Source organism: Corynebacterium sp. HMSC074E01 (assembly GCF_001808885.1).
In the GTDB taxonomy this organism is placed as follows: Bacteria; Actinomycetota; Actinomycetes; order Mycobacteriales; family Mycobacteriaceae; genus Corynebacterium.
This window is the reverse complement of the sequence record NZ_KV794821.1, coordinates 98,082-120,730: the sequence shown is the minus strand read 5'-3', so window position 1 is coordinate 120,730 and position 22,649 is coordinate 98,082. Positions and strand designations below refer to the sequence as shown.

The window sequence follows — 22,649 nt, the reverse complement described above, 5'->3', positions numbered from 1 at the left end:
TTACCAGGTTGTTAGCTAATTGTTGCTCCACTTACTTCCCGGGCTTGTCCACGACGAGAATCCATCGAGTACCCCGGCCGGGGAAGGGTTGACCACGAGAGCATCGAGGAAGCGCTTCTGAACAAAGCCTTCCTGCACCATTGCGGAGTACATCTGCACGAAAGGCTGCCAGAAACCGTTGACGTCTACCAGACCCACCGGGCCGTCGAGGTTGCCTAATTGCTGCAGGGTGAGCACCTCGGTGAGCTCTTCTAGGGTCCCCACGCCACCCGGCAGGCACACGAAGGCATCCGCGAGTTCCTCCATGCGCGTCTTGCGCTGTGCCATGGTGTCCACGACCTCGAGCTTGGTTACCCGCTGGTGTGACATCTCGTAATCAACGAGCTGCCGCGGGATTACCCCAATGACTGTGCCGCCGGCGGCAAGGCAGGAATCTGCAACGATGCCCATCAGGCCTACGTCACCACCGCCATAGACCAGGGTGAGGTTTCGCCGCGCGAGCTCCTCCCCCAAAAGGTGTGCGGCTTGGCCATAGGCTTCAGAGTTTCCAGCGGCGGAGCCGCAGTACACAGCAACAGAATCCATGAATACTACTCTAACGCAGGCACATTTCTAGACTATGATGTCTACTGAATCCCAATTTCTATTAGACAATGCGGTCTGGTGAATTTATACTTGCGCCATGATTAAATCTGGTCCCGTGTTCACTCGCCCCCGCACCCCGGCGGCGAAGTGCCTCCACATCATTCGACTCAACCCCGTTGTTACCCGCAGTGAACTTGTCGAAGCCACGGGACTCTCCCAGCCGACGATTACCCGCGCCACTGCTGCGCTGCTGGGCGCTGGACTGATTCGCGAGCGCACGGATTTGACGCAGTCCCGCGGCCGCGGGCGCCCCACCGTGCCCCTGGAAGTAGCGGATAATGATTGGATGCTGGCCGGCATCGCGGTCGGTACCGCCTTCACCCACATCGCCTTCTTCGACACCAAGGGGCGCACCCTGCGCGAGGAAGACGTGGCTACCCCGGTGTCACGCTTGAGTGCAAGTGATGTCATCGAGCACATCATCGCTGGTGTCAACCGCCTGATGACCGGCCTGGATCGACGTTTGGTTTCAGTCGGCGTGACCACCTCCGGCAGCGTGAACGAAGCTGGACGCATTACCGCCCACAACCTGGGCTGGGACGAGATGGATATTGCTAGCCGTCTGGAGTACCAGTTCGGCGTTCCGGTTGTCGTATCCTCCGTCATCCCCGCCATCCTGGGATCCGAGACGCAGTCCGCGGAGCTGGGCGCGGAGAAACCCGTCATGGTGCTCTACGCGGATGACTCCGTTGGTGCTGCGCTCACAGTCGGCGATGAGATCGTGCAGCTCGACATCGATGACCCTGATTCTCTCGCTACGCAGGCGGTGCTCGATGTGACAGGTGAGGAGTCTTTCCCAGACGTGGTTGCGAACGCTGACGATGAGACGCGGGCGCTTCTCGACGACCGCGCGCGCTCCCTCGGGGCCACCGCTGCTGAACTTTTGACGCAGCATAAGCCCGATACCCTCGTGGTTGCCGGCGGTGCTTTCTCGGACGATCCGGCGGCTCCGAAGCTCTTTGCTTCCGCCGTGCGCCAAGCCACTGAGCACCCAGTGGAGCTGCGCATGATTCCCTCGCACACCGAGATTGTTCGCGCCTGCACCCGCGCCGTGGCGCTCGATCCGCTGCTGCGAGTTCCGCTGGAGCTCGGCCGCGAGGCCAAAGCTGCCTAGAAGGGGATTGAAGTAATTCCCGTAAAAAGGTGGGCCTTGAGCCCAAGGTGCTGAGCACCGGCGACGAAGTCCGGCCGATCGTCGAAGAAGTGGGTGTCCTTGGCCTGGGCCCCGAGGGCATCCACGGCCACGAGGTAGGCTTCCGGATCCGGCTTGGCCACCCCGATATCGCAGCTCAGCGTCACGGCGGCGCATTCTTCCAGCCAGGGCTGCGTCTGGCGGATCCTGGTTCCCAATGCCGCTGGCACATTCGCCAGGATGCCAACACTATGGCCTTGGCCAATAAACCCTAGGACCGCACGAACCATTTCTTCGTCGGCTACCAGCAAATGCTCGGTGTCCAATTCGATAGCGTGGCTGACATCAAAAGGAGCAAGACCGGCCAGCGCGCGAATGCGGCCCCAATATTGCGCATCGCTCAGGTGCCCAGCGTCATATGCAGGGCGAAACTCCTCATAAAGAGACCAAAAGTGCTCTACATTGTCGGGACGGAGGTAATCCTCCAGCTCAGCGTTCCCGGCGGGCGTAGCTGACCGCATGAGCACGCCGTAGAGGTCGAAGAGCAAAGTGGCCATGCGCCCAGTGTAGCCAGACCGCAAGAGCGCCAGTCAGCGTGCCCGCTACGAAGAGCGGAAGCGATAGTGTGCCATGCGCCCACAGCGTCGAGGTTGCCCCCACTAGGAACAAGCCGCCGACGCTAAACAGGGAGCGGCTCAGCGCCGTCGCCGCCGCGGCGGCGCACAATAAGAGGGCAAGCCCGGCAAACGGGCCGAGCATCACCGCGAGGGCGAAGAAAAAGGTTCCCAGAGCCATGTTCGTTGCCGCCAGCCACATGCCACCGACCAATGCAATCGCTAGCCCGGCAAGGGCACCGCAGATGAGCATGAGGCGCGTTGTAGTCATAAAAAAATTCTCCCACCAACCGCAGGGGGCCGTGGGAGAATCCACGCAAACTATATGGCTTCGTTACCGTTGCGCCAGCGAGCCATCGACGCGCAACAGGCCCGAACCGTCATTGCCCACCAGCTTGAGCTGGTCAATGATCTCAGACACGGAGGACTCTTCCTCAACCTGCTCCTCGAGGAACCAGTTGATGAGACCACGGGAATCCAGGTCCCCAGCCGCATCTGCGGTGCGGGCGATCTCTCGGATCTGCTCCGAGACCTTCTGCTCATGCGCGAGGGATGCCTCGAAGGCATCCAGCGGCGTAGCGGCCTTGACGGAGCCAACCTGGATATCCTCCAGCTCCACGCGGTAGCCGCGGTCCAGCAGGTGCTCGGCGAACTTCTGCGCGTGCTCGCGCTCTTCCTCTGCCTGCTTGAAGAACCAATCGCGCATGCCCGGGAAGGACAGATTGTCCATCTCATATGCCAGCTGGGTATAAATCAGGGCCGCGCCGTGCTCGTTGTTGACCTGCTCGTTGAGGAGGGTTTGCAGCTTCTCATCCATGAGGGTGCTTCCTTTCATCCGTTTTTGTGTTACCCACAATACAGGAAAACTCAGGACGCGCTAGCAAGGCGATCTTAAGCAAACTCGCACGTCATAACACTTTTTCTGGTAGGTTTACCTAACCCAAACCAGAAATCCTCTGGTAGCGCGCGAGGCTCACACCATCGAGGCCGCGGAATTCCACCGCTACTCCCCGGCTTGCGTACTTGTTTTCCACGGATTCAAGCACCGCCACGGTTGAGGCATCCCAAATATCGGCCTCTGAGAAATCCACGATGACCTTCTCCACCGGCAGGGTGTAGTCGAAGGCATAGACCAGATCGTTCGAAGAGGCGAAGAAGAGCTGGCCGCGCACGGTATAAACGTTGCCCTCTAGCTCCACCGACACGAGGTGGGCGACGCGGCGTGCAAAGGCCACCGAGGCAGTGAGCACACCGAGGATCACACCGACCGCCAGGTTATTCGTGGCCAAGGTGCCAATCACCGTCACCAGCATGACGAGGGTTTCGCTCAGAGGCATGCGGTGAATCGTGCGCACCGAGCGCCAATCCACGGTGTGAAAGGACACCATGAACATGACCGCCACGAGAGCAGCCATGGGGATTTTCCCTACGGTGTCCCCCAACACGAGGATGAGGATAAGGAGGAAGACGCCGGCGAGGAACGTCGACAAGCGCGTGCGTGCCTGCGATTCCTTGACGTTGATCATGGTCTGGCCAATCATCGCGCACACGCCCATGCCGCCGATGGCAGCGGCGAGCATGTTGCCGATGCCCTGGCCTACGGATTCGCGCGTTTTATCGGAGTGGGTATCCGTGAGGTCGTCGACAAGCTTGGCGGTGAGCAGGGATTCCATGAGTCCGACGAGTGCCACCCCCAGTGCATAGGGAAGGCAGAGGAGGAAGGTATCGCGGCTAAACGGCACGTCTGGAATGACGAAACCGGGCAGGGAGGTCGGCAGCTCGCCTTGATCCGCGACGTCGGGAACCTGCCAGCCGAAAATCACAGTCAACATGGTGACAACCACGATCGCCACGAGCGGCGCGGGGATCACCGTGGTGATTCGCGGCCACACCACCATGATTCCCAGACCTAGCGCGACAAGGGGATAGACCAGCCACGGCACCTGCCACAGATGGCCCAGCTGCGCGGTGAACATGAGGATGCCCAGCGCGTTGACAAAACCCAGCATGACGCTGCGGGGGATGAAACGCATGAGCTTGGCGACGCCCAGCATTGCCATCACTACTTGCAGAATTCCCGCCATCCAGATGGTCAGCAGCACGTACTGCAAGCCATGCTCGTGAGCGAGCGGCGCGATGACGACGGCGACCGAGCCCGCCGCAGCGGAAATCATGGCCGGGCGCCCACCGGTGATGGCGATGGACATCGCCATAATGACGGAGGCGAAGAGCCCCACCTTAGGGTCGAGCCCGGCGAGAATGGAGAAACTTAAAACTTCCGGGATGAGGGCCAGCGCAACAGCAAGCCCGCCAAACACCTCCTTGCGGAAGCGGGCGGGCGAGCTGAAGGCCGCGCGGAAAGAACCGGCGGAGGCTTCTGGCATTAATGTCCTTCCTGGAAAGAGCCATCGCGGGTGATGACCGGCAGGACGGACCACGCGAAGTTGATCCACTGGTCGGTCTTCTTCCACGAGAAGTCCGGCTCAAAGATGGTGGTCGGCTTCGTATAGATCACCGCGGACTTGACCTCGGATGCGGTCTGCTCAAGCAGGTTAACCACGAGGTCGAGGGTCTTGCCAGAATCCGCCACGTCATCAACGACGAGGACCTTCTTGCCCTTCAGCGAATCCGTATCCAGCTGCGGGTTAAGGAGAATCGGCTCCGGGAGGGTCTCACCGATATCGGTGTAAAACTCCACATTGATAGCGCCCATTTCTTTGACGCCGATGGCGTAGCCAATGGCGCCGGCAGGGATCAGCCCGCCGCGAGCAACGCCCACGATGAGGTCTGGGAACCAGCCCGAATCCACGATTTGTTGCGAAAGGTAGCGGCTGGCCTCACCGAAGACCTCCCACGTCAGGTTCTCGCGTTCCGGGTTCCACCAATCCGGGGTGCTCATCGTCTAGGTCTCCTTCGCCAGATTTTGCATTTCCCTCAGTCTAATCATCTCCCTCAGCGGAACGGAACCTCTGCCACCGTTCGCCGCAATTTGCGGGTGCGCAGACGCTCCGGATTCTCCGCCAAAGCTTCCACCGCGCGCACCGCGCACATGACGTGGGCCTCCTTCGAATTCGAATAAAAGGCCTGCGCTTGGGCGGGAAGTTTGGGTACGGCGTGCAGGGGCAAATCAGAAACCGACAATAGCGTGCCGTACGGGATGCGGTAGCGGTAGCCGTTGGCGGCGAGGGTGCAGGATTCCATGTCCACGGCCACTGCGGTGGAGTGGCGCAGCCATTCCCACAAGTCCCGTGAGGTTCGCCACTCCCAGTTGCGGTCATCGGTGGAGAGCACCGTGCCGGTGCGCATGAGTGAATTGTCTTTCCCATAGACCTCGTCGACGGCGGCCTCCAGCATGCGCTGGATTTCTGGAATGGCGGGAATCGGGTTGCTGGTGGTGACGGTGCCGTCGAGGATGTGGTCCTCGCGCTGGTAGGCGTTGCCCAGGATGAGGTCGCCGATGCGCATGCGGCCATCGAGCCCCGCGCAGTGTCCGATCATGATCCAGGCCTCCGGGCGCAGGACCGCCAAGCAGTCCGTAATGGTCTTGGCGTTAGAGGGGCCTACACCGATATTGATCATGGTGATGCCATCGCCGCCGGCGGTGATGAGATCAAAGCGGGGCATCTGGTAGCGGGAGGTGAGGGTGAGCTCGTCGACGTCGAGAAGCACCGCGTCATTGGAGTGGATGGTCTCCCCCGTGGGCAGCACGAGCGCGGTGTAGCGCGAGTCTTCCCGGGCCAGCTCGCGCAGGCCGAACTTAACGAACTCGGTGGTGTGCATGGCGTAGTTGGTGAACAGGATGTACTTCTGCACGGTGTCCACCTCGATGCCGGTGTAGTGCTCGATGCGAGCGCAGGCGATGTCGAAGCGCTGCGGGCCAAAGTGAAAGAGCGGCTTTTCTTTCCCATGGAAGGCCTTCCACGCGCCGTCAACGATTCCGTCATGAACCGCATCGAGGGTGGGCCGGGGTATGTCGCCGCGGTCCTGGGGAATTTCTGTAATCCCCCGGATATATTCCGGCGGGATGCGCTCATCCGATTGACCGACGTAGATATCGCAGGGGTAGTTATTGGTGAGCCGCGTGAGCTGCTCCGTGAGGTAGCTACGAATCAGCCATGGTTTTGATATCACTGCCGAGTAGCGGCCCTCTTGGTCCACGTAGCCGAAAGGTTCGGAGCGGTCGATGGGCGTCCATTGGCGGATATCCACGGTGATCTTCGGGTAGACCACGTGGCGGTAGGCGTCGTGGTCCCCCGAGGCGAGAGCGTGACGTGCCAGCTCGCAGGAACTGTCATAGAGCTCACTGAGGCGGGAAATCGCTTCATTGACGGAGTGGACATGCTGCAGGTCGGTCATGCTCGCGAGTGTATCCATGAAAGAAGCCCGCCGCGGTGAGGCGGCGGGCTCTATCCCCATGACTAATCCGGTAACGCGTGCGGTGTGGAGCTCACCGCCCGGCCCGTATTAGGCAAGCCTTAGCTTAGTAAAAAAGTTGGAGGGGCGTCAAGGGTAAACTGCAATCCCATGACCACACTCCCCCTCGGTGCCCGCAGGCGGACGCGAGGCGTGTGCGAAGACGACTGGTCCGCGCGCCCCACCGCCGAACGACCCTGGCCGGTTATTTTGATCCACGGAACCTGCGACAGCAAAGGCGTCTGGCAAGTCCTCGCAGACATGCTCCGCGCCGCTGGCTGGGCCACCTTCGCGCCTGACTACGGGACCCGCGCCACCGCTCCCCTGCAGGAATCCGCCCGTCAGCTCGACGCCTACATCAATGCCGTACGCACCATCACCGGCGCGGAAAAGGTGATCCTCGTGGGGCATTCCCAGGGCGGATTGCTGGCTCGCTACTGGATGCGCATGCACGACGGCGCGGAGTTTGTACGGCACGTCGTCTGCATCAGTGCTCCCAACCACGGAACGACCCAGGGCGGAATTGCCAGCCCTCTCTTTCGCAGCGAAAGACAGGAGGAGGTGGCGCGCTCGCTTATCGACGGCTGGTTTGGCCCCGCCGGCATGCAGCAAGTGGCCGGCAGCAAGATTGTGGAGGATACGAACCGGGGCAGCGAGGTCGAACCCGGGGTGAGCTATACGTGCATCGCCACCCGCTCCGATGCCATCGTGGTTCCGCCCAACACCTGTTTCCTCAATGGCGAGCAGGTACGAAATATCTACATTCAGGACATCGAACGCCTTGCGATTATTCGCCACGAGGATATGCCCATGGATAAACGGGTCTGCCAGGTAGTGCTCGAAGAACTGGAGCGACTCTAGAGTTCTAGCTCGTCCAGAATCGCGTCGAAAGCCGGGCCCACCTGGGTGCGCCACAGCGTGTCCACACGGTCATCCGCGCGCCCCGGCCCACCATTGATGGTGGCCACGCGCTTGCCCTGTTTCTTGGCCTCCAGAACGAAGCGGAAGCCGCTCATGACCGCCAGCGAAGAACCAGCTACCAGCAGGGAGTCAGACACGTTGACCATCGCGTAGGCGGCGTCCTTCTTATGGGTGGGGACGGGCTCCCCAAAATAGACCACGTCTGGTTTGAGGCGCTGCGAGCCGCACCGCACGCAGCCGGGCATGACAAATTCTTCGACCGCTTCTTGGCTGAGGGCAACATCACCGTCGGGGTTAACGTCCTCTTTGTTGACTGCCCAGCGTTGGAGGTACGTCGGGTTGGCTGTGGCGGCTCGGGCGTCGTAATCCGCGCGTGTCTCTTCATATCCGCAGCTCAAGCACACCACGTGCTGCATGTCCCCGTGCAGGGCAATGAGGTTGCCCTGCCCGGCTTCCTCGTGCAGGCCGTCGACGTTTTGTGTGACAACACCTGTAAGGAGCCCGGCGCGCTCAAGCTCGACGAGGGCATAGTGCGTGCGGTTGGGGTGCGCGGCCTGCATGACCCGCCAGCCAACGAAAGCACGGGCCCAGTAGCGGTGCGAGGCCTGCGGGTCGTGCAGAAACTCCTGGTAGGTCATGGGGCGGTGCCGGCTGAGAGAACCGTGCGGGCCGCGGTAGTCGGGCACGCCTGATTCCGTGGACACACCCGCCCCGGTGAGGACCATGACGTTGCCGCGGCGCAGTTGCTCGGCGACGGCCTTCAACGCTTGTTGTGGAGGCGTCGGGGTCGCAATCTCGGTGACGACGCGGGAAATCGAGCGCAGCGCAGACCGATGGGCGTGGGCAACAGCGGGATCCATGGTGCCCCAGCTTACGGAAGTGCCTCCTCATAAAGGTGGTCCGAGTCAAGCTCGCCGTGCCGCGAACAGCGCGCGTTCCAACCATCCGGGCGCACCTGCACCACCATGCGGCGCCCGCACAACTGGCAATAGCGCGGGACGTCCAGGCCGGCCGCGGCCGCCGGGTGCAAGGTGAATTCCTCGCTCAGTGGTTTCCCAGTGTTGGGGTGGAACAGCGGCTCCTCGCCGGCGAGGACGGCAGCGGCCAGCTCCGTCGAATTGCTCATCAGAGCGCCTTGATGGGCAGGTCGATGCGGCCGAGCATGTCGACATCCTTCTCAATCTGCTTGCCCAGAGTGGTCAGGTAGTTGCCGGCGATGATGGCGTTGATGCCGCCGAGAAGGCCCTTTTCGGTACCGTCGTCACCCAGGGAGAGCTCGCGGCCGCCCGCAAAGCGGAGGGTTACAGACGGCATGGCCAGGCGGAAGGCAGCCACTGCGCGCAGTGCCTCACCGAGCGGGACCAGCGGGTAGTCCGCGAATGGTGTGCCCGGGCGCGGGTCAAGGAAGTTCATCGGCACCTCGCAGGGCTCGATCTGGGCCAGCTGGTAGGCGAACTCGGCGCGGTCTTCTAGTGATTCGCCCATTCCGATGATGCCGCCGGAGCAGACTTCCATGCCGACTGCACGGACGTTCTCGAGGGTCTCTTTGCGCTCCTCCCAGGTATGCGTGGTGACCACGTTGGGGAAAAAGGACTTGGAGGTCTCCAGGTTGTGGTTGTAGCGCTGGGCGCCCATGTCCTTGAGGCGCTGGGCTTGCTCGCGGGTGAGAGTACCGAGGGACAAGGAGATTTCGATATCGACTTCATCGAGGATGGCCGGGATGGCCTCGGCAACCTGGGACAGGAGGTTCCCATCTGGTGCTTTGACCGCAGCCACGATGCAGAACTCCGTGGCGCCGGTCTTGGCGGTCTTCTTGGCGGCCTCCACCAGCTCCGGGATGTTGAGGCGCGCGGCGCGTACTGGGGACTCGAAAAGCCCCGACTGCGAGCAGAAGTGGCAATCCTCCGGGCAGCCGCCGGTCTTAATGGAGATGATGCCTTCCACGGACACGTCCGGGCCGCACCACTTCAGGCGGGTCTTGTGGGCGATGTCCGCGATCTCTTCCAGCTGCTCATCCGGGATCTGGAGAACCTGCAAGAGTTCTTCTTCGTTGAGGCCGATGCCCTGCTCCAGGGCCTTCTCGCGTGCGATGTCTACGATGCTCATGCGGGAAACATTACTTGAACACCGTTCAAGTTGTGGTAAATCTGCCGGTTTCATGTAGTCCGGACTAACCTCTAGGCCATGGATTCCACGCTCTACGACGACACCCTTGCACTGCTTCAGGAGCTTATTCGCAATGCCTGCGTGAATGACCTCACTCCGGATTCCGGCCACGAGGTCCGCAATGCCGACACGTTGGAGCGGTTTTTCGCAGGCACCCCGGTGGAGGTTCAACGCTATGAATCGCACCCCGGCCGCGTGACCATCGTGGTGACCGTTCCGGGTGACCCGGACAAGGAGCCGCTCACGCTCATGGGCCACACGGACGTCGTGCCCGTCGACCAGCCCAAGTGGACCAAGCCACCCTTCGACGCCGTCATCGAGGATGGCAAGCTCTACGGCCGCGGCGCGGTGGACATGCTCTTTATTACGGCGACGATGGCGGCGGTGACTCGCGATGTGGCTCAGCGCGGCAACCCCGGCGGCACCCTGGCGTTTGTGGGTATGGCGGACGAGGAGGCCCGCGGCGGTTTGGGCTCCATCTGGATGGATAAGCACCACCCGGAGGCCTACTCGGTGCGCAACTGTCTCTCGGAGACCGGCGGCAGCCACCTGCCCGGCGCGCTCGGCTTCAACGTCGGTGAGAAGGGCGCGGGCCAGCGCCGCCTGCACGTGCACGGCGATGCCGGCCATGGCTCGACGCCGTTTGGGAAGGACTTTGCCATCGTCAAGATTGGTGAAGTTGCTCGCTGCATCGCCGTCGCCGAGCCACCAGTGGCCACGGATGAGGTGTGGCAGGGATTCGTCAAGACCTTCCGCTTCGATCCCGCAACGGAGGCAGCGCTTCTCGACGGCTCCGCTGACGCCGCCGACTACGAAAAGTTCGGTAATTTGTCTGCCTACGCCCACGCCTTCTCGCACACGACGATTGCTCAAACGGTCCTGCGCGCAGGTGGTGCCATCAACGTGCTGCCCTCCCACGCCTACCTAGAGATGGACATCCGCCCCTTCCCCGGCCAGACCCAGGAGGAGCTTGATGATTTCCTACGTGAAGCGCTCGGCGATATGGCCGAGGAGGTAGAAATCGAGCACCTTATTACTGAGGACGCCACACAGTCCTCGACTGATACTGAGCTGTGGCGCTGCATTGAAGAGACCGCCCACGAATTCTTCCCGGATAAGGAAGTGCTGCCAGTGCTGGCGACGGGTGGTTCCGACCTGCGCGTGGCTCGTCGCCGCGGCGGCAATGCCTACGGTTTTGCACTGCATGCGGAGGATCGGGACATGGCCAGCGCAAACTCGCAGCTGCACAGCCACGATGAGCACCTCTACCTGGAAGACTTGGATTTGACTGTGAAGGCGTATTTTTCGCTGGTAAATCGTTTCCTGGCGCGTTAGGACTTGCGCAAACGTGTAAAAGCTGTGGCACAATGTGGCGCATGAGAAATAAGCTTGTCCTCTGCTCCGTTGCTGCTGCCATCGGCCTGTCCGCCCCTACCGCATCCGCCGACATGGTGGATGACTACCTGGCCAAGGTCCCTGCCGGCCAGATTTCCTGTGAGCAGGCCACCAAGTACTACACCAATCCGTCTGACTACAACAGCAAGAAGTCCCAGGCGCTGGCTGCTGCTAACTTCCACCCGCGTGGCGGCGAGATCCGCGACGCCGTCGCCCGCGCCGACGAGGCCATCGCGCGCTGCGGCCTGAACGGTGGCGGCAACACTGCTAACAATGGTGGTGCCCCAGCTAATAACACCGCCCCAGCTAACAACAATGCCCCTGCTAACAACGGTGGTGGCGCCCCGGCCAATAACGGCAATAATGCCCCAGCAAACAACGCTTTTCCGACCTTCCCGGTGACCATCGGCAACTTCACCTTCAACGTCCCGGACATTCTGGCGTACCTTAAGACCCTCGTCGAGGGCACCCCGCTGGCCCAGCTTTTGCCGTAGGCAGCTAGCTGAAATACGTCCCCGCGTGCAGCGCACAGCCTGAATTGAAGGCGTGCCCGCACGCGGGGCATTTATATGCCGAGTATTCGGCGTAGGTCATTGTTCGGCCGCAGGCCCCGCACATGACGCACAGCTCGTCCTTCGGCATGGGCCCGAAGTCATGGTCTGTCAGCTCCGCATGACACAGCGAACACGCGAACCATCCGCCGCAGGTGTGGCACTTGTTCGCAATGACGTCGACAAGCGTGTGCCAGTGACGGCACCGACCCTCCGCGTCGATGGCGCCGTGAATCTGTGTCATTAGCGCGTCAGCCCCCATATGATCTGCTCGTGCACGCGCGGATCATGGGGCAGCTGCCCGTGCTCGACGGGGGCAGATTCCACGTTGACCACGTCCGCGCCCGGAACAGCGCTGAGCTCAGAGGTCTGATTCGGTGTCACCGTATTGTCCGCCGGCGAGTAGATGGACGTGTAGGTGACACCAGGCGCGGTATCCGGAAACTGGTTGAGATTCTCCATAAAATCCGAGCCCTCCAACTGCTCGATGCCAGCGCTGGTGCCGAGGAAATCAACCACATCGGGCGCGATTCTTGCGGCCGTCTTGAGGGGTGTTGCTCTGTCACCCCACGTCGTCCCGTGGAAGTTCGCACCAATAGTAACCACGCGATCTACTTCTTCCGCTGAACCGTAGAGCTGCGTGAAAGTCTTGGTGTGTAGGCCACCTTGGGAGAAACCAACGAGGTTTACTTTGTTTGCTCCGGTCACCTCACGGATGTGTTCGATATGCCCGGCGATCTCGCGCCCTGAAGAATCTAGATCCGCAATCCCCTTCATGTAGTCGTAGGCATTCTGGTACGCGATGTCCTCGGCGCCGTAATCGAAGGCCCACACGCACATGCCTTGGTCCTTGAGCTTCGGGATGAGATCGTTCCACTCAGCCGAGTTTGCCGAAGTACCGTGCAATAAAACAACGGGTTCAGTGACGGAACCCGTGGGCTTACAGTCAGGATCATTGATGCCGAGATCCTGCGCGGCGGAGGTCTCCATGGTCTGGGCATGAGCCGGGACAGGGGCGGCAGTGCCGAGGAGGATTGCAAGGAAAGCGCGCTGTAAAAAGCCGTTTTTCATGAGGCACTATCCTATCCCCCGAGCCTGGCCAGCTACTGTGTGATTCCTGTGCGCAACTAGGGTGCCCGTCACTACCATAGAGGTAGATAAACAAAGGACCTGAAATGAAGCGACTTCTCCCTCTTGCCGCTGCACTTTTTATACTCAGCGGCTGTTCCTCACTCGACGTTGAATCCACTCCTATGAGTGAGACGCCACCAAGCACAAGCACCAGCGTTACTGAAGACGCCCCACGCCCCACCCTCCCCGCAGCGGAGGACAGCGCCGAGGACGTCGACGTGGATCAGCCGCAAGAAGAAGTCATCGGCTTCACCGAGGCCCCCGATGCTGCGCAACCTACTCCGATGGAGAAAACCATCGAATCCTGCGGTGACGTCTCGCTACACGAAACCGGAACGACATTCTTCAGCGATGGAACCTCTGGCTGGACACAGCAGTGCGCCGACGAAATGATGGCTGCGAATCCCCCAGTGCAAGAAGCCGCCGCTGTGTATGAAGCACCCGCCGTTGAAGAGAACTACGTTCACCCCGGCGCGTATTGCAACGGCGGAAGCGGGGTATCAAAGAGAGGTGTCCCGATGACGTGCGCCCCGGCATCGGACGGCAGGATGCGCTGGCAAAGCGCGTAACCTCATTCCGGCAGTTGAGGGCCTTTACCCTTCTTCCACAACGCAAAGGCGATGCCTCTGCGGATCAGTGCTGAAAGCCCTACGGGCAGGCAGCACAGGAAGGGCAAAGCGATGAGCATCTGTCCGATCCAGCCGAAAAGACCAAGCACCCCGATAACGACGAAAACGGCATCCAGGCGGAAATCTGTAATTTCCTTCCGCTGCATGGGCAGGGAAATAAGGTAGGCAATTCCCAGAAACACGAGTGCGGGAAGAACCACAAAGACCGCAAGGAAGCCACTTTCAGCATCAGTTCCTTGCGTATCGACGAAAAAGACGGCCACCAGCAGCCCAACAAACACGAACTCCACAAACGGTAACCGCAGCACTGGGAAATCTATAAGCCGCGGTGGCTGGGCGGAAGCGGGGCCGAACATACCGACAGTCTAGGTAAAACCATGTCCACGTGGGCTTCGCCAAAGCTTTTAGGCCTTGCGGAGCGTGAACTCAACAACGTCGACTTCGTCATCCCCAGCTAATCCGGGATAGTGGGTATCAAGCGCTTCGTGGAGCTCAGCAAGAGAACCAAAGCCATCCCTTCGGGCTTGTTCCTCCGTCAAGGACCTCCGCTGGGTAGAGACGACAGATGTGACCTCTGCGGGAATGGTGACAACCTCTCCGGATTCTTTCTCGAAGACAATCTGGGCGCTTCCTTCGTGGAAGGGGTCATCCACCCGAATTGTTTGTTGCTTTTCTCCGCTTCGAATTGATTTCTCGTAGCCTTCCCACATATAGATGCGTTGCTCTTTGTCCATGTCACGCCAGTTATATGCGAATGGTAAGAGCTCTTCCACGGTGAGTGCTTCAAGCCCATTGCTTCCGCGCACGATGCACCGGATAGACGGATCAGTATCAAATAGCACTTGGCGGCACTTTCCACAGGGCGAAAGCACCTGGCCAGTCGGACCATGGACGGCGACTACCGCTCGGATAGGATCCTCGGGATGACTAGCAGCGTGGTTAGCTAAGGCAGAGATTTCACCACAGGGGCCACCGAGAAAATGGTATGCGTTCAAACCGAGCACGTGTTTGCCGGATTCAGTCAGGAGGGCTGCGGCTACGGTGTGATCTTCCTCGTCGTGGAAGCGCTGCGCATGGGTCGTGACTACGGTCAGTAATTCTCGGAGTTCATTAGTAATCATCCTTCAAAGGTAGCTGTTACTGCCACAACTCCTAAGCCCAAGGGATCACAAATCTGTCACTGTCATTCACGGTAAATAAGGGCGAAAAACTTCGAATTTCTGGCCGCTATAATTCCCCGAAGATATCAATAACCCCGGCGATTTACTCCTACTTTCGTAGTGCAGGGATCGTTCCGGGGTTTTCAAAGCGCACATTATCATATCCATATGGATATCCAAGCCCAGCCCAAGTACAGCTGTCCCAGTGGTTTTCATCTGCGCGAATGAGCAGGTACGCCGATCATCCATCACCAGAAACGCTCTACCTTTGGAATACTCACCTCACGAAAACCTATCTTGCTGACATCGAACACCTGGAAGTACTCCTCCGAAATAGCATTCACAATGCCCTAACCGGAAGGTACGGCGAGCGATGGTTTGACGACGATCGAATCCCTTTCAACGATGCAGCGAAGAAGAATATCCGCAAAGCAAAGAAACGGGCCGGGGAGAAGGATACACCACCAGGAAAAATCATCGCTGAACTCAGCTTCGACTTCTGACGCTTCCTCCTAAGTAGTCACTATCAGGCGAGTGTCTGGCCTCAGGTTAAAAAAGCGTTGAAGAGAACACCTGACAGTAGACAGCAGTTTGAAGATCTTGACTCCGTTGATAACGCCATCCAGATGGTGGCACGCTTTATTGATCCACATGCCGAAGCATGGATCAAGGACAATTCCCGAGCCCCCGATATACGGGCACAACGACCTTAGCTGTATACCGCAGGACAAAGCGGAAAAGAGCCGGGTTACTCGTAGCGAAGCGAGCTGAACATCCCGGTTTCCATGTGATAGGCGTTATGGCAGTGAAATGCCCACTCACCGGGGTTGTCAGCGATCAGGTCGGCGATCATGGTTTCACCGTGGCGGAGAAGGACGGTGTCCTTGCGTAGCCCGCCGCTGCCGGGCAGCGCCCACGTGTGGCCGTGGATGTGCATGGGATGGGGCATCATGGTCCTGTTGCGCATGACCATCCGCAGGCGCTGGCCCGCCTGCACGGTCGCGGAGGAGGATTGGCCGTCGGTGAGAATGCTCCATTCATACGGCATCATCTGCCCGCCCAGGTCGATGCTGACTTCTCGGTCTGGTGTGTCCTCGGGCAGGAGTGCACGGTCTGCTGGCTTCAGGGAGGACAGAAGCAGTCCGGTGGACGACAACTCGGGGAAGTCGACATCGGGGTGAGGGGCCTGGCCGCCGGCGGTACGGATGACGGCGAAGGCGCGGTCGTCTTTACCCACCGCCAAAGCCGTGAGCGGGAAGATGCCGTCGCCGAGGATGACCTCGACGTCGACACGCTCGCCCATCGACAGGTAGATCGATTCGGTCTCCCGGGGCTGGACGGGGAAGCCGTCGGTGTGGGTGACGGTCATGCGGTGACCACCGAGGGCCACCTTGAATATGGTGTCACCGCCGGAGTTGATAAACCGCAGGCGGGCCTTGTCACCCGGGCGAGCCTCGAAGGTCCGGTGAGCACGGGGGATACGTCCGTTGATGAGGTAGTGCGGATACATCACATCGCCGGCATCCCCGCCCAGTACCCGGTCCGGGGTGCCGTGCATCATATGGCCGTGGCCTCCCATCCCCTTCTTCCCGTTATGGTCGCCCGAGCCCATTCCGGTGAGCTTGTCGAGCTCATCGTCGGGAGTGCCCTGAATGCCATCGACCCAGTCGTCGAGCACGATGGTCCACTCGACGTCCTGGTCCTCAGCGTCTTGCGGGTCACGGACGATCAGTGGGGCGTGGAGGCCGCGATCAAGCTGCAGGCCGGAGTGGGAATGGTAGAAGTAGGTGCCACCGTGGGGGACTTCAAAAACATAGGAGAAAGACTCGCCAGGTTCAATGGGGTCCTGGGTCATGCCGGGCACACCGTCGGCTGCGTTGTGGAGTGCGATGCCATGCCAGTGGATGGAGGTGCTCTCAGGCAGTTCATTGGTGATATCGACCTGGAGGACGTCGCCGGCGGTGGCCTCAATGGCCGTATCCCCGGTCTCAGAGACGTATCCCCACGTCTTGGCTTCGATGCCGCCGATATCCAGAGAGAGGGGCCGGGCGGTCAGTGTCCGGCGCACCGTCGGCTCACCGAGCGCAGTGGGGGTGGGAGTGGGGCGAAGAGAGGAACCTGGTGCCGAGGCAGCGGGTCCAGGGTCGCTGGTGCAGGCGGCCACGGCCCCGGTGCCGGCGAGGACGAGCCCGCCGAGCAGAAACTGTCGTCGGGGAAACGCGTTCATCATGATTTAACCTTCCTTGGTGCTAGATTTCAGTGACACGGGAGACAGGTGCAGGTGAGGACCCTGCTGAGCCATCACGTCAGGCGCAGGTCTGTGACGCAGGTGGCACCGTCGTCGGCGGTGGAAAACTCCGTGGTGCCGGTACGCCCCTGGTAGCTGACCTCAATCAGGCCGGTGGCATCATCGGGAAGCCAGAAGCCAATAAACCCGTTGTCGAAGGTGGTTGTCGCCTCGTCCACCAGCACCTCACCGGTCGCCTCATCGGTGATCGTGACCTGGATATCCTCATTGTCGAGTTCCCCCAGGCAGGTCGTCAGGCTGTGGTAGAAGCAGTCGTGGGTGGAGGTGAGATAGGGTGCGATCGAGACATACGTCTGATTGTCGGGAAGATCGACCACGACTTCCTGGTCATCGCTCGAGAGCAGCAGTTCATCGGCACGCACTGAGGCGATCAGATCCGTGGGACGCTCCGTGACCTTCTGCCGGTCGAGGTGATCAATGATCTCCACCGCGTCCATGCCGGCCAGGCCATGGGTAGTCAGGAATGTATCCTGGGACACCGTCCCGTCGGCGGTGGGTTCCGGGTCGGCGGCCGAACACCCCGTGAGGGCGAGGGCAAGGGCGGCGGCTGCGATCGCTGCTCGTTTCACGTCAATCTCCTTGGATCGTGGTAAGACCGTGAGAAGACACCGCCTCAAGGTCGATGCCATACCTTTATCTAGCACGGGTGCCTGACGGACTAGAAATCAAAACCCCTGCTCACAGCCTTATAACAGGGCGAAAAGGGGGCGAATTCGGTGGGCTGGGTCACCACCGGGACACCACCCCACAGCCGTGGGCGATGTCCTTCTACCCGCCCCGGGTATGCGGTGCAGGCAGTGAAATCCCTGGTGGCGCCTGCTGAACCGACCAGGGGAGGCGATGCCGCCGGCCCGGGGTGGGGCGCAGGGGTGACGGCGGTCGAAGGGTGATGTTTGAAGATTTGATGAAGATTTCCCCGCTGGGCACTGAGCGAGGGTGATATTCCCCCTGGCCGGAGCGATACTGGGGTCCATGGCTAACCGCACACCGACCACCGCCACGCCCCCGGGGCGGGTGCTGGTCGTCGATGATGAACAACCCCTGGCTCAGATGGTGGCCTCCTACCTCATCCGGGCCGGCTTCGATACCCGCCAGGCGCACACCGGCACTCAGGCCGTGGACGAGACCCGTCGCTTTTCCCCCGATGTTGTGGTGCTGGATCTGGGGCTGCCCGAACTCGACGGCCTGGAGGTGTGCCGACGGATCCGCACCTTCTCGGACTGCTACATCCTCATGCTCACCGCGCGTGGCAGCGAGGACGACAAGATCAGCGGTTTGACCCTAGGGGCGGATGACTACATCACCAAACCTTTTAGCATCCGGGAACTGGTGACCCGGGTGCATGCGGTGCTACGCCGCCCGCGCACCAGCACCACCCCACCGCAGGTGACCACCCCCTTGATCGTTGGTGACCTCATCCTTGACCCCATCGCCCATCAGGTGCGGGTAGGGGAGACGACCGTGGAGCTCACCCGGACGGAGTTCGAGCTGCTGGTTGCCCTGGCCCTGCGCCCCGGCCAGGTGCTGACCCGCCACGACCTGGTCACCGAGGTCTGGGACACCACCTGGGTCGGTGATGAACGCATCGTCGATGTCCACATCGGCAACTTGCGTCGCAAGCTCGGCACCGACACCCAGGGCCGGGGGTTTATCGACACCGTGCGTGGCGTGGGCTACCGGGTGGGGCAACCATGAATCACGGACCCGGCCTGACCTTCCGCTTCCTGGCCGCCCAGGTGTTGGTCGTGGTGATTAGCCTACTGGTGGCCGCGGCCGTGGCCACGATGGTGGGTCCGACCCTGTTCCATGATCATATGTTGATGACCGGCCAGGAGGACCCCTCGCTGGAGCTGTTCCATGCCGAGCAGGCCTACCGGGGCGCCAACCTGATCACCCTGGCCGTCGCCCTGCCCACCGCCTTGATCAGCGCCCTGCTGGCCAGCCTGTGGTTATCGCGTCGTCTGCGCACCCCCCTGCAGGATCTCACCCGCGCCGCTACCAGCCTGACGGCCGGCAACTCCCGTATCCGCGTGCCCGCCGGAAAAGCAGGCCCCGAGGTCACCACCCTGGCGCATGCCTTCAACACCATGGCCGACCGGCTGGAACACACCGAACAGGTCCGCCGCCAGATGCTCTCTGATCTGGCCCACGAAATGGGCACCCCCTTATCGGTGCTCACGGTCTACCTCGATGGTCTCCAGGACGGGGTCGTGGACTGGAATAATGCCACCCACACGATCATGGCTGACCAACTCACCCGCCTGACCCGGTTGATGGAAGACATCGACGATGTCTCCCGGGCCCAGGAACACCGGATCGATTTGGACCTGGCGGAGGAAGGGCTCGGGGATCTGCTCCATACCGCCGCTGCCGCCGCGGGGGAAGCTTATGCTGACAAAGGCGTCGATTTACAGGTCGAGACCATTACGGACACCGCCCGGGTGCTCGTGGACCGGCAACGTTTCGGCCAGGTGATGAGCAATCTCCTGTCGAACGCGCTACGGCACACCCCGGCCGGCGGGCAGGTCCGGATCAGCGTCCACCGACAGAGGGCGTCCACCGCGCTCATCCACGTCGCCGATGACGGCGAGGGCATCCCACCTGACCAGCTCGGACACATCTTCGAACGCTTCTACCGGGGGGATGCCGCCCGTAGCCGGGACAACGGCGGGGCCGGTATCGGTCTGACCATCTCCAAGGCATTGATCGAGGCCCACGGCGGCACTCTCACCGCCACCTCCCCCGGACCCGGTCGCGGAGCGGTGTTTGCCCTCCGCCTCCCGCTGTCCCCTCCCGACAGTGAGGAGGCTGCTCGGTGACCACACCCTGCCCCGCGTGAGGGCCGTGCCCTTCACCCCTTTGAAAATATACCCCGGGGGGGTATACGCTAGGGAATATACCCCAGGGGGGTATCCGCTAGAGAGCGGCATCGCCGCACCCCACCGAACCGAAGGAGCTTTCCCATGATCACCTCCCCGCCCCGCCTCTTGCCGATGGCCTCCCACGGCTGCAGCTGTTGCGGACCTGCCTCACGTGCCGACACTGCCTCCATCCCTGCCGCCAGCGACTCGTCAGCAGGAGGGTCCTCCCCTAGCTACCAGGTCACCGGCCTGACCTGCGGGCACTGCGCGAAAAGCGTGACCCAGGCCCTTCAGGCCCTCCCCCAGGTCGACGACGTCCAGATTGATCTCGCTGCTGGTGGTGTTTCCACCGTCACGGTCACCGGTGCCGTACCTCCGGAGATGGTTCGCCGGGCCATCGAGGAGGCCGGCTACACCGTCTTATCCTGATCAGTTTTACCCATCATCTCGACCCCGACCGGGTTGAGCGAAAGGAACGTCATGAGCACTCCCCACCATTCGGGTGATCACCATGGTGATCACCCCGCTCCGGAAACAGACCACACCCACCACCCGGATCATGCCAGCCACGAACACCACGCACATGCCGACACCCACGGCCAGGCGATGCCCCACGATCACCCGCACTCCGCCCTGGACGAAGACCACCACGTTCATGGTCACGGCGAACACGCCGGACACAGCACCGCAATGTTTCGGGACCGCTTCTGGTGGTCGCTGATTCTGTCCATTCCCGTCGTTATTTTCAGCCCCATGGTCGCCCAGCTGCTCGGCTACCAACTCCCGGCATTCCCCGGATCCACCTGGATCCCCCCGGTGCTGGGCACGATCATCTTCGTCTACGGCGGAACGCCTTTCCTCAAGGGCGGATGGAGAGAATTGAAATCCCACCAACCCGGGATGATGCTCCTGATCGCCATGGCCATCACCGTGGCGTTTGTCGCCTCCTGGGTCACCACTCGGGGGCTGGGCGGTTTTGAGCTGGACTTCTGGTGGGAGCTGGCCCTGCTGGTGACCATCATGCTGCTGGGCCACTGGCTGGAGATGTCCGCTCTCGGGGCCGCGTCCTCCGCGCTTGACGCGCTGGCTGCCCTGCTGCCGGATGAGGCCGAGAAAGTCATCGACGGAACCACCCGCACCGTGGCCATCTCCGACCTGGTCGTCGACGACGTCGTGCTGGTGAGGGCCGGTGCCCGGGTGCCGGCCGACGGAACCATCCTCGACGGAGCCGCCGAATTCGATGAGGCGATGATCACCGGCGAATCCCGTCCCGTCTTCCGCGACACCGGTGACAAGGTGGTCGCCGGTACCGTGGCCACCGACAACACCGTCCGCATCCGGGTGGAGGCTACCGGCGGGGACACCGCCTTGGCTGGGATCCAACGCATGGTTGCCGACGCCCAGGAGTCCTCCTCCCGGGCCCAGGCCCTGGCGGATCGGGCGGCGGCGTTGTTGTTCTGGTTCGCGCTGATCTCCGCTCTGATCACCGCGGTGGTGTGGACCATCATCGGCAGCCCGGACGATGTCGTGGTGCGCACGGTCACGGTGCTGGTCATCGCCTGCCCGCATGCCCTGGGCCTGGCGATTCCGCTGGTCATTGCGATCTCCAGCGAGCGGGCCGCGAAATCCGGGGTGCTCATCAAGGACCGGATGGCGCTCGAGCGGATGCGCACCATCGACGTGGTGCTCTTCGACAAAACCGGCACCCTGACCGAGGGTGCGCACGCGGTAACCGGTGTCGCGGCAGCTGCCGGCGTCACCGAGGGCGAGCTGCTGGCCCTGGCCGCCGCCGCGGAGGCCGACAGCGAGCACCCCGTGGCCCGCGCCATCGTGGCGGCTGCGGCCGCCCATCCCGAGGCCTCCGGTCGGCAAATCCGTGCAACTGGTTTCAACGCCGCCTCCGGCCGGGGGGTCCGGGCCACTGTCGATGGCGCTGAGATCCTCGTGGGCGGGCCGAACATGCTGCGCGAGTTCAACCTCACCACCCCGGCCGAGCTCACCGACGCCACCAGTGCCTGGACCGAGCGTGGGGCCGGTGTGCTCCATATTGTCCGCGACGGTCAGATCATCGGTGCGGTGGCCGTCGAGGACAAGATCCGCCCCGAATCCCGCGCCGCCGTGAAAGCCCTCCAGGACCGCGGGGTGAAGGTCGCGATGATCACCGGCGACGCCCAGCAGGTGGCCCACGCCGTCGGTCAGGACTTAGGCATTGATGAGGTCTTCGCCGAGGTCCTGCCCCAGGACAAAGACACCAAGGTCACGCAGTTGCAGGACCGGGGTTTGAGCGTGGCCATGGTCGGTGACGGTGTCAATGACGCCCCCGCTCTGACCCGCGCGGAAGTCGGTATCGCCATCGGTGCCGGCACGGATGTGGCCATGGAATCTGCCGGGGTGGTCCTAGCCAGTGATGACCCGCGGGCAGTGCTGTCGATGATTGAGCTGTCCCAGGCCAGCTATCGCAAGATGATCCAGAACCTGATCTGGGCCTCTGGCTACAACATCCTCGCCGTGCCGTTGGCCGCCGGAGTGCTCGCCTCGATCGGGTTCGTGCTGTCCCCGGCCGTGGGCGCGATCTTGATGTCTGCCTCGACCATCGTGGTGGCCCTGAACGCCCAGCTGTTGCGCCGCATTGATCTGGATCCGGCTCACCTGGCTCCGACCGACGGGAAGGAGGAACACAGTGGGTCGATATCCCCCGTAACCGTTACTGACTGACCTTGTCT

General features: G+C 61.7%; 26 protein-coding genes. 10 read left to right on the top strand and 16 right to left on the bottom strand.

Going from position 1 to position 22,649, the window contains the following annotated elements; translation table 11 throughout:
• Nucleotides 1-15: 15 nt before the first annotated feature.
• Entirely contained in the window at nucleotides 16-585 is a 570-nt protein-coding gene (locus HMPREF2537_RS01690) for an LOG family protein (protein ID WP_070525029.1), read from the bottom strand.
• A gap of 97 nt (nucleotides 586-682) precedes the next feature.
• On the opposite strand from HMPREF2537_RS01690, the gene HMPREF2537_RS01685 reads away from it, so the two are divergent.
• Nucleotides 683-1,759, top strand: coding sequence for an ROK family protein (locus HMPREF2537_RS01685; protein ID WP_070525027.1), 1,077 nt, complete (start codon nucleotides 683-685; stop codon nucleotides 1,757-1,759).
• On the opposite strand, the gene HMPREF2537_RS01680 is transcribed toward HMPREF2537_RS01685, so the two are convergent.
• From HMPREF2537_RS01680 to amn, 6 genes are all read right to left on the bottom strand, one after another.
• On the bottom strand, nucleotides 1,756-2,334 hold the full coding sequence (locus tag HMPREF2537_RS01680) for an HAD-IA family hydrolase (RefSeq protein ID WP_070520350.1): 579 nt from the start codon (nucleotides 2,332-2,334) through the stop codon (nucleotides 1,756-1,758). The two genes, HMPREF2537_RS01685 and HMPREF2537_RS01680, sit on opposite strands and share 4 nt — an antisense overlap.
• Complete coding sequence (locus tag HMPREF2537_RS01675; RefSeq protein WP_070525025.1) at nucleotides 2,267-2,662, bottom strand: hypothetical protein; 396 nt, start codon at nucleotides 2,660-2,662, stop codon at nucleotides 2,267-2,269. Before HMPREF2537_RS01675 ends, HMPREF2537_RS01680 begins: the two co-directional genes overlap by 68 nt.
• A 63-nt stretch (nucleotides 2,663-2,725) precedes the next feature.
• On the bottom strand, nucleotides 2,726-3,208 hold the full coding sequence (locus tag HMPREF2537_RS01670) for a ferritin (protein ID WP_070525023.1): 483 nt from the start codon (nucleotides 3,206-3,208) through the stop codon (nucleotides 2,726-2,728).
• A 118-nt stretch (nucleotides 3,209-3,326) separates the two neighbouring features.
• Nucleotides 3,327-4,775: a SulP family inorganic anion transporter gene (locus HMPREF2537_RS01665; RefSeq protein ID WP_070525021.1), complete on the bottom strand. Its 1,449-nt coding sequence runs from the start codon at nucleotides 4,773-4,775 to the stop codon at nucleotides 3,327-3,329.
• Nucleotides 4,775-5,290 carry a phosphoribosyltransferase gene (locus HMPREF2537_RS01660; RefSeq protein WP_070525018.1) on the bottom strand — a complete coding sequence of 172 codons (516 nt, stop codon included), beginning with the start codon at nucleotides 5,288-5,290 and terminating at the stop codon, nucleotides 4,775-4,777. Before HMPREF2537_RS01660 ends, HMPREF2537_RS01665 begins: the two co-directional genes overlap by 1 nt.
• 53 nt (nucleotides 5,291-5,343) lie before the next feature.
• Nucleotides 5,344-6,747, bottom strand: coding sequence for an AMP nucleosidase (gene amn, locus HMPREF2537_RS01655; RefSeq protein WP_070525017.1), 1,404 nt, complete (start codon nucleotides 6,745-6,747; stop codon nucleotides 5,344-5,346).
• Nucleotides 6,748-6,915: 168 nt separating this feature from the next.
• Between amn and HMPREF2537_RS01650 the strand changes: the two genes are divergently transcribed.
• On the top strand, nucleotides 6,916-7,665 hold the full coding sequence (locus HMPREF2537_RS01650; protein WP_070525015.1) for an esterase/lipase family protein: 750 nt from the start codon (nucleotides 6,916-6,918) through the stop codon (nucleotides 7,663-7,665).
• Here HMPREF2537_RS01650 and HMPREF2537_RS01645 read toward each other — a convergent pair.
• Genes HMPREF2537_RS01645 through bioB form a run of 3 tightly spaced genes read right to left on the bottom strand, consistent with a single transcriptional unit; the run spans nucleotide 7,662 to nucleotide 9,831 of the window.
• On the bottom strand, nucleotides 7,662-8,585 hold the full coding sequence (locus HMPREF2537_RS01645; protein ID WP_070525013.1) for a Sir2 family NAD-dependent protein deacetylase: 924 nt from the start codon (nucleotides 8,583-8,585) through the stop codon (nucleotides 7,662-7,664). The genes HMPREF2537_RS01650 and HMPREF2537_RS01645 overlap by 4 nt on opposite strands.
• 11 nt (nucleotides 8,586-8,596) lie before the next feature.
• Nucleotides 8,597-8,851 (bottom strand): biotin synthase auxiliary protein BsaP, encoded by a 255-nt coding sequence (locus tag HMPREF2537_RS01640; protein WP_070525011.1) that lies wholly within the window; start codon nucleotides 8,849-8,851, stop codon nucleotides 8,597-8,599.
• Entirely contained in the window at nucleotides 8,851-9,831 is a 981-nt protein-coding gene (gene bioB, locus HMPREF2537_RS01635; protein WP_070525009.1) for a biotin synthase BioB, read from the bottom strand. The genes HMPREF2537_RS01640 and bioB overlap by 1 nt, the downstream gene beginning before the upstream one ends.
• A 78-nt stretch (nucleotides 9,832-9,909) precedes the next feature.
• Here bioB and HMPREF2537_RS01630 point away from each other — a divergent pair, with 78 nt between their 5' ends.
• Together HMPREF2537_RS01630 and HMPREF2537_RS01625 are read left to right on the top strand one after the other, a co-directional pair.
• Nucleotides 9,910-11,226 (top strand): M20/M25/M40 family metallo-hydrolase, encoded by a 1,317-nt coding sequence (locus tag HMPREF2537_RS01630; RefSeq protein ID WP_070525007.1) that lies wholly within the window; start codon nucleotides 9,910-9,912, stop codon nucleotides 11,224-11,226.
• 41 nt (nucleotides 11,227-11,267) lie between these two features.
• Complete coding sequence (locus tag HMPREF2537_RS01625) at nucleotides 11,268-11,780, top strand: hypothetical protein (RefSeq protein ID WP_246817238.1); 513 nt, start codon at nucleotides 11,268-11,270, stop codon at nucleotides 11,778-11,780.
• A 4-nt stretch (nucleotides 11,781-11,784) separates the two neighbouring features.
• On the opposite strand, the gene HMPREF2537_RS01620 is transcribed toward HMPREF2537_RS01625, so the two are convergent.
• A complete protein-coding gene (locus HMPREF2537_RS01620) occupies nucleotides 11,785-12,081 on the bottom strand; it encodes a CHY zinc finger protein (protein ID WP_070525004.1) in 297 nt (98 codons plus the stop codon).
• Nucleotides 12,081-12,908 (bottom strand): esterase/lipase family protein, encoded by an 828-nt coding sequence (locus tag HMPREF2537_RS01615; protein ID WP_070525003.1) that lies wholly within the window; start codon nucleotides 12,906-12,908, stop codon nucleotides 12,081-12,083. The genes HMPREF2537_RS01620 and HMPREF2537_RS01615 overlap by 1 nt, the downstream gene beginning before the upstream one ends.
• Nucleotides 12,909-13,090: 182 nt before the next feature.
• Between HMPREF2537_RS01615 and HMPREF2537_RS01610 the strand changes: the two genes are divergently transcribed.
• The gene (locus HMPREF2537_RS01610; protein ID WP_246818765.1) at nucleotides 13,091-13,537 is read left to right on the top strand and encodes a hypothetical protein; all 447 of its coding nucleotides are present in this window, start codon (nucleotides 13,091-13,093) and stop codon (nucleotides 13,535-13,537) included.
• 2 nt (nucleotides 13,538-13,539) lie between these two features.
• Here the strand turns inward: HMPREF2537_RS01610 and HMPREF2537_RS01605 are convergent, their stop codons facing one another.
• Both HMPREF2537_RS01605 and HMPREF2537_RS01600 read right to left on the bottom strand, forming a co-directional pair.
• Nucleotides 13,540-13,953, bottom strand: coding sequence for a hypothetical protein (locus HMPREF2537_RS01605; protein WP_070524999.1), 414 nt, complete (start codon nucleotides 13,951-13,953; stop codon nucleotides 13,540-13,542).
• A gap of 48 nt (nucleotides 13,954-14,001) precedes the next feature.
• Entirely contained in the window at nucleotides 14,002-14,718 is a 717-nt protein-coding gene (locus HMPREF2537_RS01600) for an ASCH domain-containing protein (RefSeq protein WP_070524997.1), read from the bottom strand.
• Between the two features lie 263 nt (nucleotides 14,719-14,981).
• Between HMPREF2537_RS01600 and HMPREF2537_RS12955 the strand changes: the two genes are divergently transcribed.
• Complete coding sequence (locus HMPREF2537_RS12955; RefSeq protein ID WP_246818764.1) at nucleotides 14,982-15,260, top strand: hypothetical protein; 279 nt, start codon at nucleotides 14,982-14,984, stop codon at nucleotides 15,258-15,260.
• A 245-nt stretch (nucleotides 15,261-15,505) separates the two neighbouring features.
• Here the strand turns inward: HMPREF2537_RS12955 and HMPREF2537_RS01590 are convergent, their stop codons facing one another.
• Together HMPREF2537_RS01590 and HMPREF2537_RS01585 are read right to left on the bottom strand one after the other, a co-directional pair.
• Nucleotides 15,506-16,987 (bottom strand): multicopper oxidase family protein, encoded by a 1,482-nt coding sequence (locus HMPREF2537_RS01590; protein ID WP_070524996.1) that lies wholly within the window; start codon nucleotides 16,985-16,987, stop codon nucleotides 15,506-15,508.
• Between the two features lie 71 nt (nucleotides 16,988-17,058).
• Complete coding sequence (locus HMPREF2537_RS01585) at nucleotides 17,059-17,634, bottom strand: CueP family metal-binding protein (RefSeq protein WP_070520399.1); 576 nt, start codon at nucleotides 17,632-17,634, stop codon at nucleotides 17,059-17,061.
• 403 nt (nucleotides 17,635-18,037) lie between these two features.
• Between HMPREF2537_RS01585 and HMPREF2537_RS01580 the strand changes: the two genes are divergently transcribed.
• The 4 genes from HMPREF2537_RS01580 (at nucleotide 18,038) to HMPREF2537_RS01565 (ending at nucleotide 22,641) form a co-directional block, all read left to right on the top strand.
• The gene (locus HMPREF2537_RS01580) at nucleotides 18,038-18,760 is read left to right on the top strand and encodes a response regulator transcription factor (protein ID WP_143342287.1); all 723 of its coding nucleotides are present in this window, start codon (nucleotides 18,038-18,040) and stop codon (nucleotides 18,758-18,760) included.
• A complete protein-coding gene (locus HMPREF2537_RS01575; RefSeq protein WP_070524994.1) occupies nucleotides 18,757-19,884 on the top strand; it encodes a sensor histidine kinase in 1,128 nt (375 codons plus the stop codon). Before HMPREF2537_RS01580 ends, HMPREF2537_RS01575 begins: the two co-directional genes overlap by 4 nt.
• 144 nt (nucleotides 19,885-20,028) lie before the next feature.
• A complete protein-coding gene (locus tag HMPREF2537_RS01570) occupies nucleotides 20,029-20,355 on the top strand; it encodes a heavy-metal-associated domain-containing protein (protein WP_019193801.1) in 327 nt (108 codons plus the stop codon).
• 51 nt (nucleotides 20,356-20,406) lie between these two features.
• Entirely contained in the window at nucleotides 20,407-22,641 is a 2,235-nt protein-coding gene (locus HMPREF2537_RS01565; RefSeq protein WP_070524992.1) for a copper-translocating P-type ATPase, read from the top strand.
• Nucleotides 22,642-22,649 lie beyond the last annotated feature (8 nt).

Coding starts and splice junctions, on each gene's coding strand:
- HMPREF2537_RS01615 (WP_070525003.1), bottom strand. CDS start 12,908: ATGAAAAACGGCTTTTTACAGCGCGCTTTCCTTGCAATCCTCCTCGGC.
- HMPREF2537_RS01670 (WP_070525023.1), bottom strand. CDS start 3,208: ATGGATGAGAAGCTGCAAACCCTCCTCAACGAGCAGGTCAACAACGAG.
- HMPREF2537_RS01690 (WP_070525029.1), bottom strand. CDS start 585: ATGGATTCTGTTGCTGTGTACTGCGGCTCCGCCGCTGGAAACTCTGAA.
- HMPREF2537_RS01605 (WP_070524999.1), bottom strand. CDS start 13,953: ATGTTCGGCCCCGCTTCCGCCCAGCCACCGCGGCTTATAGATTTCCCA.
- HMPREF2537_RS01665 (WP_070525021.1), bottom strand. CDS start 4,775: ATGCCAGAAGCCTCCGCCGGTTCTTTCCGCGCGGCCTTCAGCTCGCCC.
- HMPREF2537_RS01620 (WP_070525004.1), bottom strand. CDS start 12,081: ATGACACAGATTCACGGCGCCATCGACGCGGAGGGTCGGTGCCGTCAC.
- HMPREF2537_RS01590 (WP_070524996.1), bottom strand. CDS start 16,987: ATGATGAACGCGTTTCCCCGACGACAGTTTCTGCTCGGCGGGCTCGTC.
- HMPREF2537_RS01640 (WP_070525011.1), bottom strand. CDS start 8,851: ATGAGCAATTCGACGGAGCTGGCCGCTGCCGTCCTCGCCGGCGAGGAG.
- HMPREF2537_RS01645 (WP_070525013.1), bottom strand. CDS start 8,585: ATGGATCCCGCTGTTGCCCACGCCCATCGGTCTGCGCTGCGCTCGATT.
- amn (WP_070525017.1), bottom strand. CDS start 6,747: ATGACCGACCTGCAGCATGTCCACTCCGTCAATGAAGCGATTTCCCGC.
- HMPREF2537_RS01630 (WP_070525007.1), top strand. CDS start 9,910: ATGGATTCCACGCTCTACGACGACACCCTTGCACTGCTTCAGGAGCTT.
- HMPREF2537_RS01610 (WP_246818765.1), top strand. CDS start 13,091: ATGAGTGAGACGCCACCAAGCACAAGCACCAGCGTTACTGAAGACGCC.
- HMPREF2537_RS01650 (WP_070525015.1), top strand. CDS start 6,916: ATGACCACACTCCCCCTCGGTGCCCGCAGGCGGACGCGAGGCGTGTGC.
- HMPREF2537_RS01625 (WP_246817238.1), top strand. CDS start 11,268: ATGAGAAATAAGCTTGTCCTCTGCTCCGTTGCTGCTGCCATCGGCCTG.
- HMPREF2537_RS01575 (WP_070524994.1), top strand. CDS start 18,757: ATGAATCACGGACCCGGCCTGACCTTCCGCTTCCTGGCCGCCCAGGTG.
- HMPREF2537_RS01660 (WP_070525018.1), bottom strand. CDS start 5,290: ATGAGCACCCCGGATTGGTGGAACCCGGAACGCGAGAACCTGACGTGG.
- HMPREF2537_RS12955 (WP_246818764.1), top strand. CDS start 14,982: ATGAGCAGGTACGCCGATCATCCATCACCAGAAACGCTCTACCTTTGG.
- HMPREF2537_RS01685 (WP_070525027.1), top strand. CDS start 683: ATGATTAAATCTGGTCCCGTGTTCACTCGCCCCCGCACCCCGGCGGCG.
- HMPREF2537_RS01570 (WP_019193801.1), top strand. CDS start 20,029: ATGATCACCTCCCCGCCCCGCCTCTTGCCGATGGCCTCCCACGGCTGC.
- HMPREF2537_RS01675 (WP_070525025.1), bottom strand. CDS start 2,662: ATGACTACAACGCGCCTCATGCTCATCTGCGGTGCCCTTGCCGGGCTA.
- HMPREF2537_RS01580 (WP_143342287.1), top strand. CDS start 18,038: ATGGCTAACCGCACACCGACCACCGCCACGCCCCCGGGGCGGGTGCTG.
- HMPREF2537_RS01680 (WP_070520350.1), bottom strand. CDS start 2,334: ATGGCCACTTTGCTCTTCGACCTCTACGGCGTGCTCATGCGGTCAGCT.
- bioB (WP_070525009.1), bottom strand. CDS start 9,831: ATGAGCATCGTAGACATCGCACGCGAGAAGGCCCTGGAGCAGGGCATC.
- HMPREF2537_RS01600 (WP_070524997.1), bottom strand. CDS start 14,718: ATGATTACTAATGAACTCCGAGAATTACTGACCGTAGTCACGACCCAT.
- HMPREF2537_RS01565 (WP_070524992.1), top strand. CDS start 20,407: ATGAGCACTCCCCACCATTCGGGTGATCACCATGGTGATCACCCCGCT.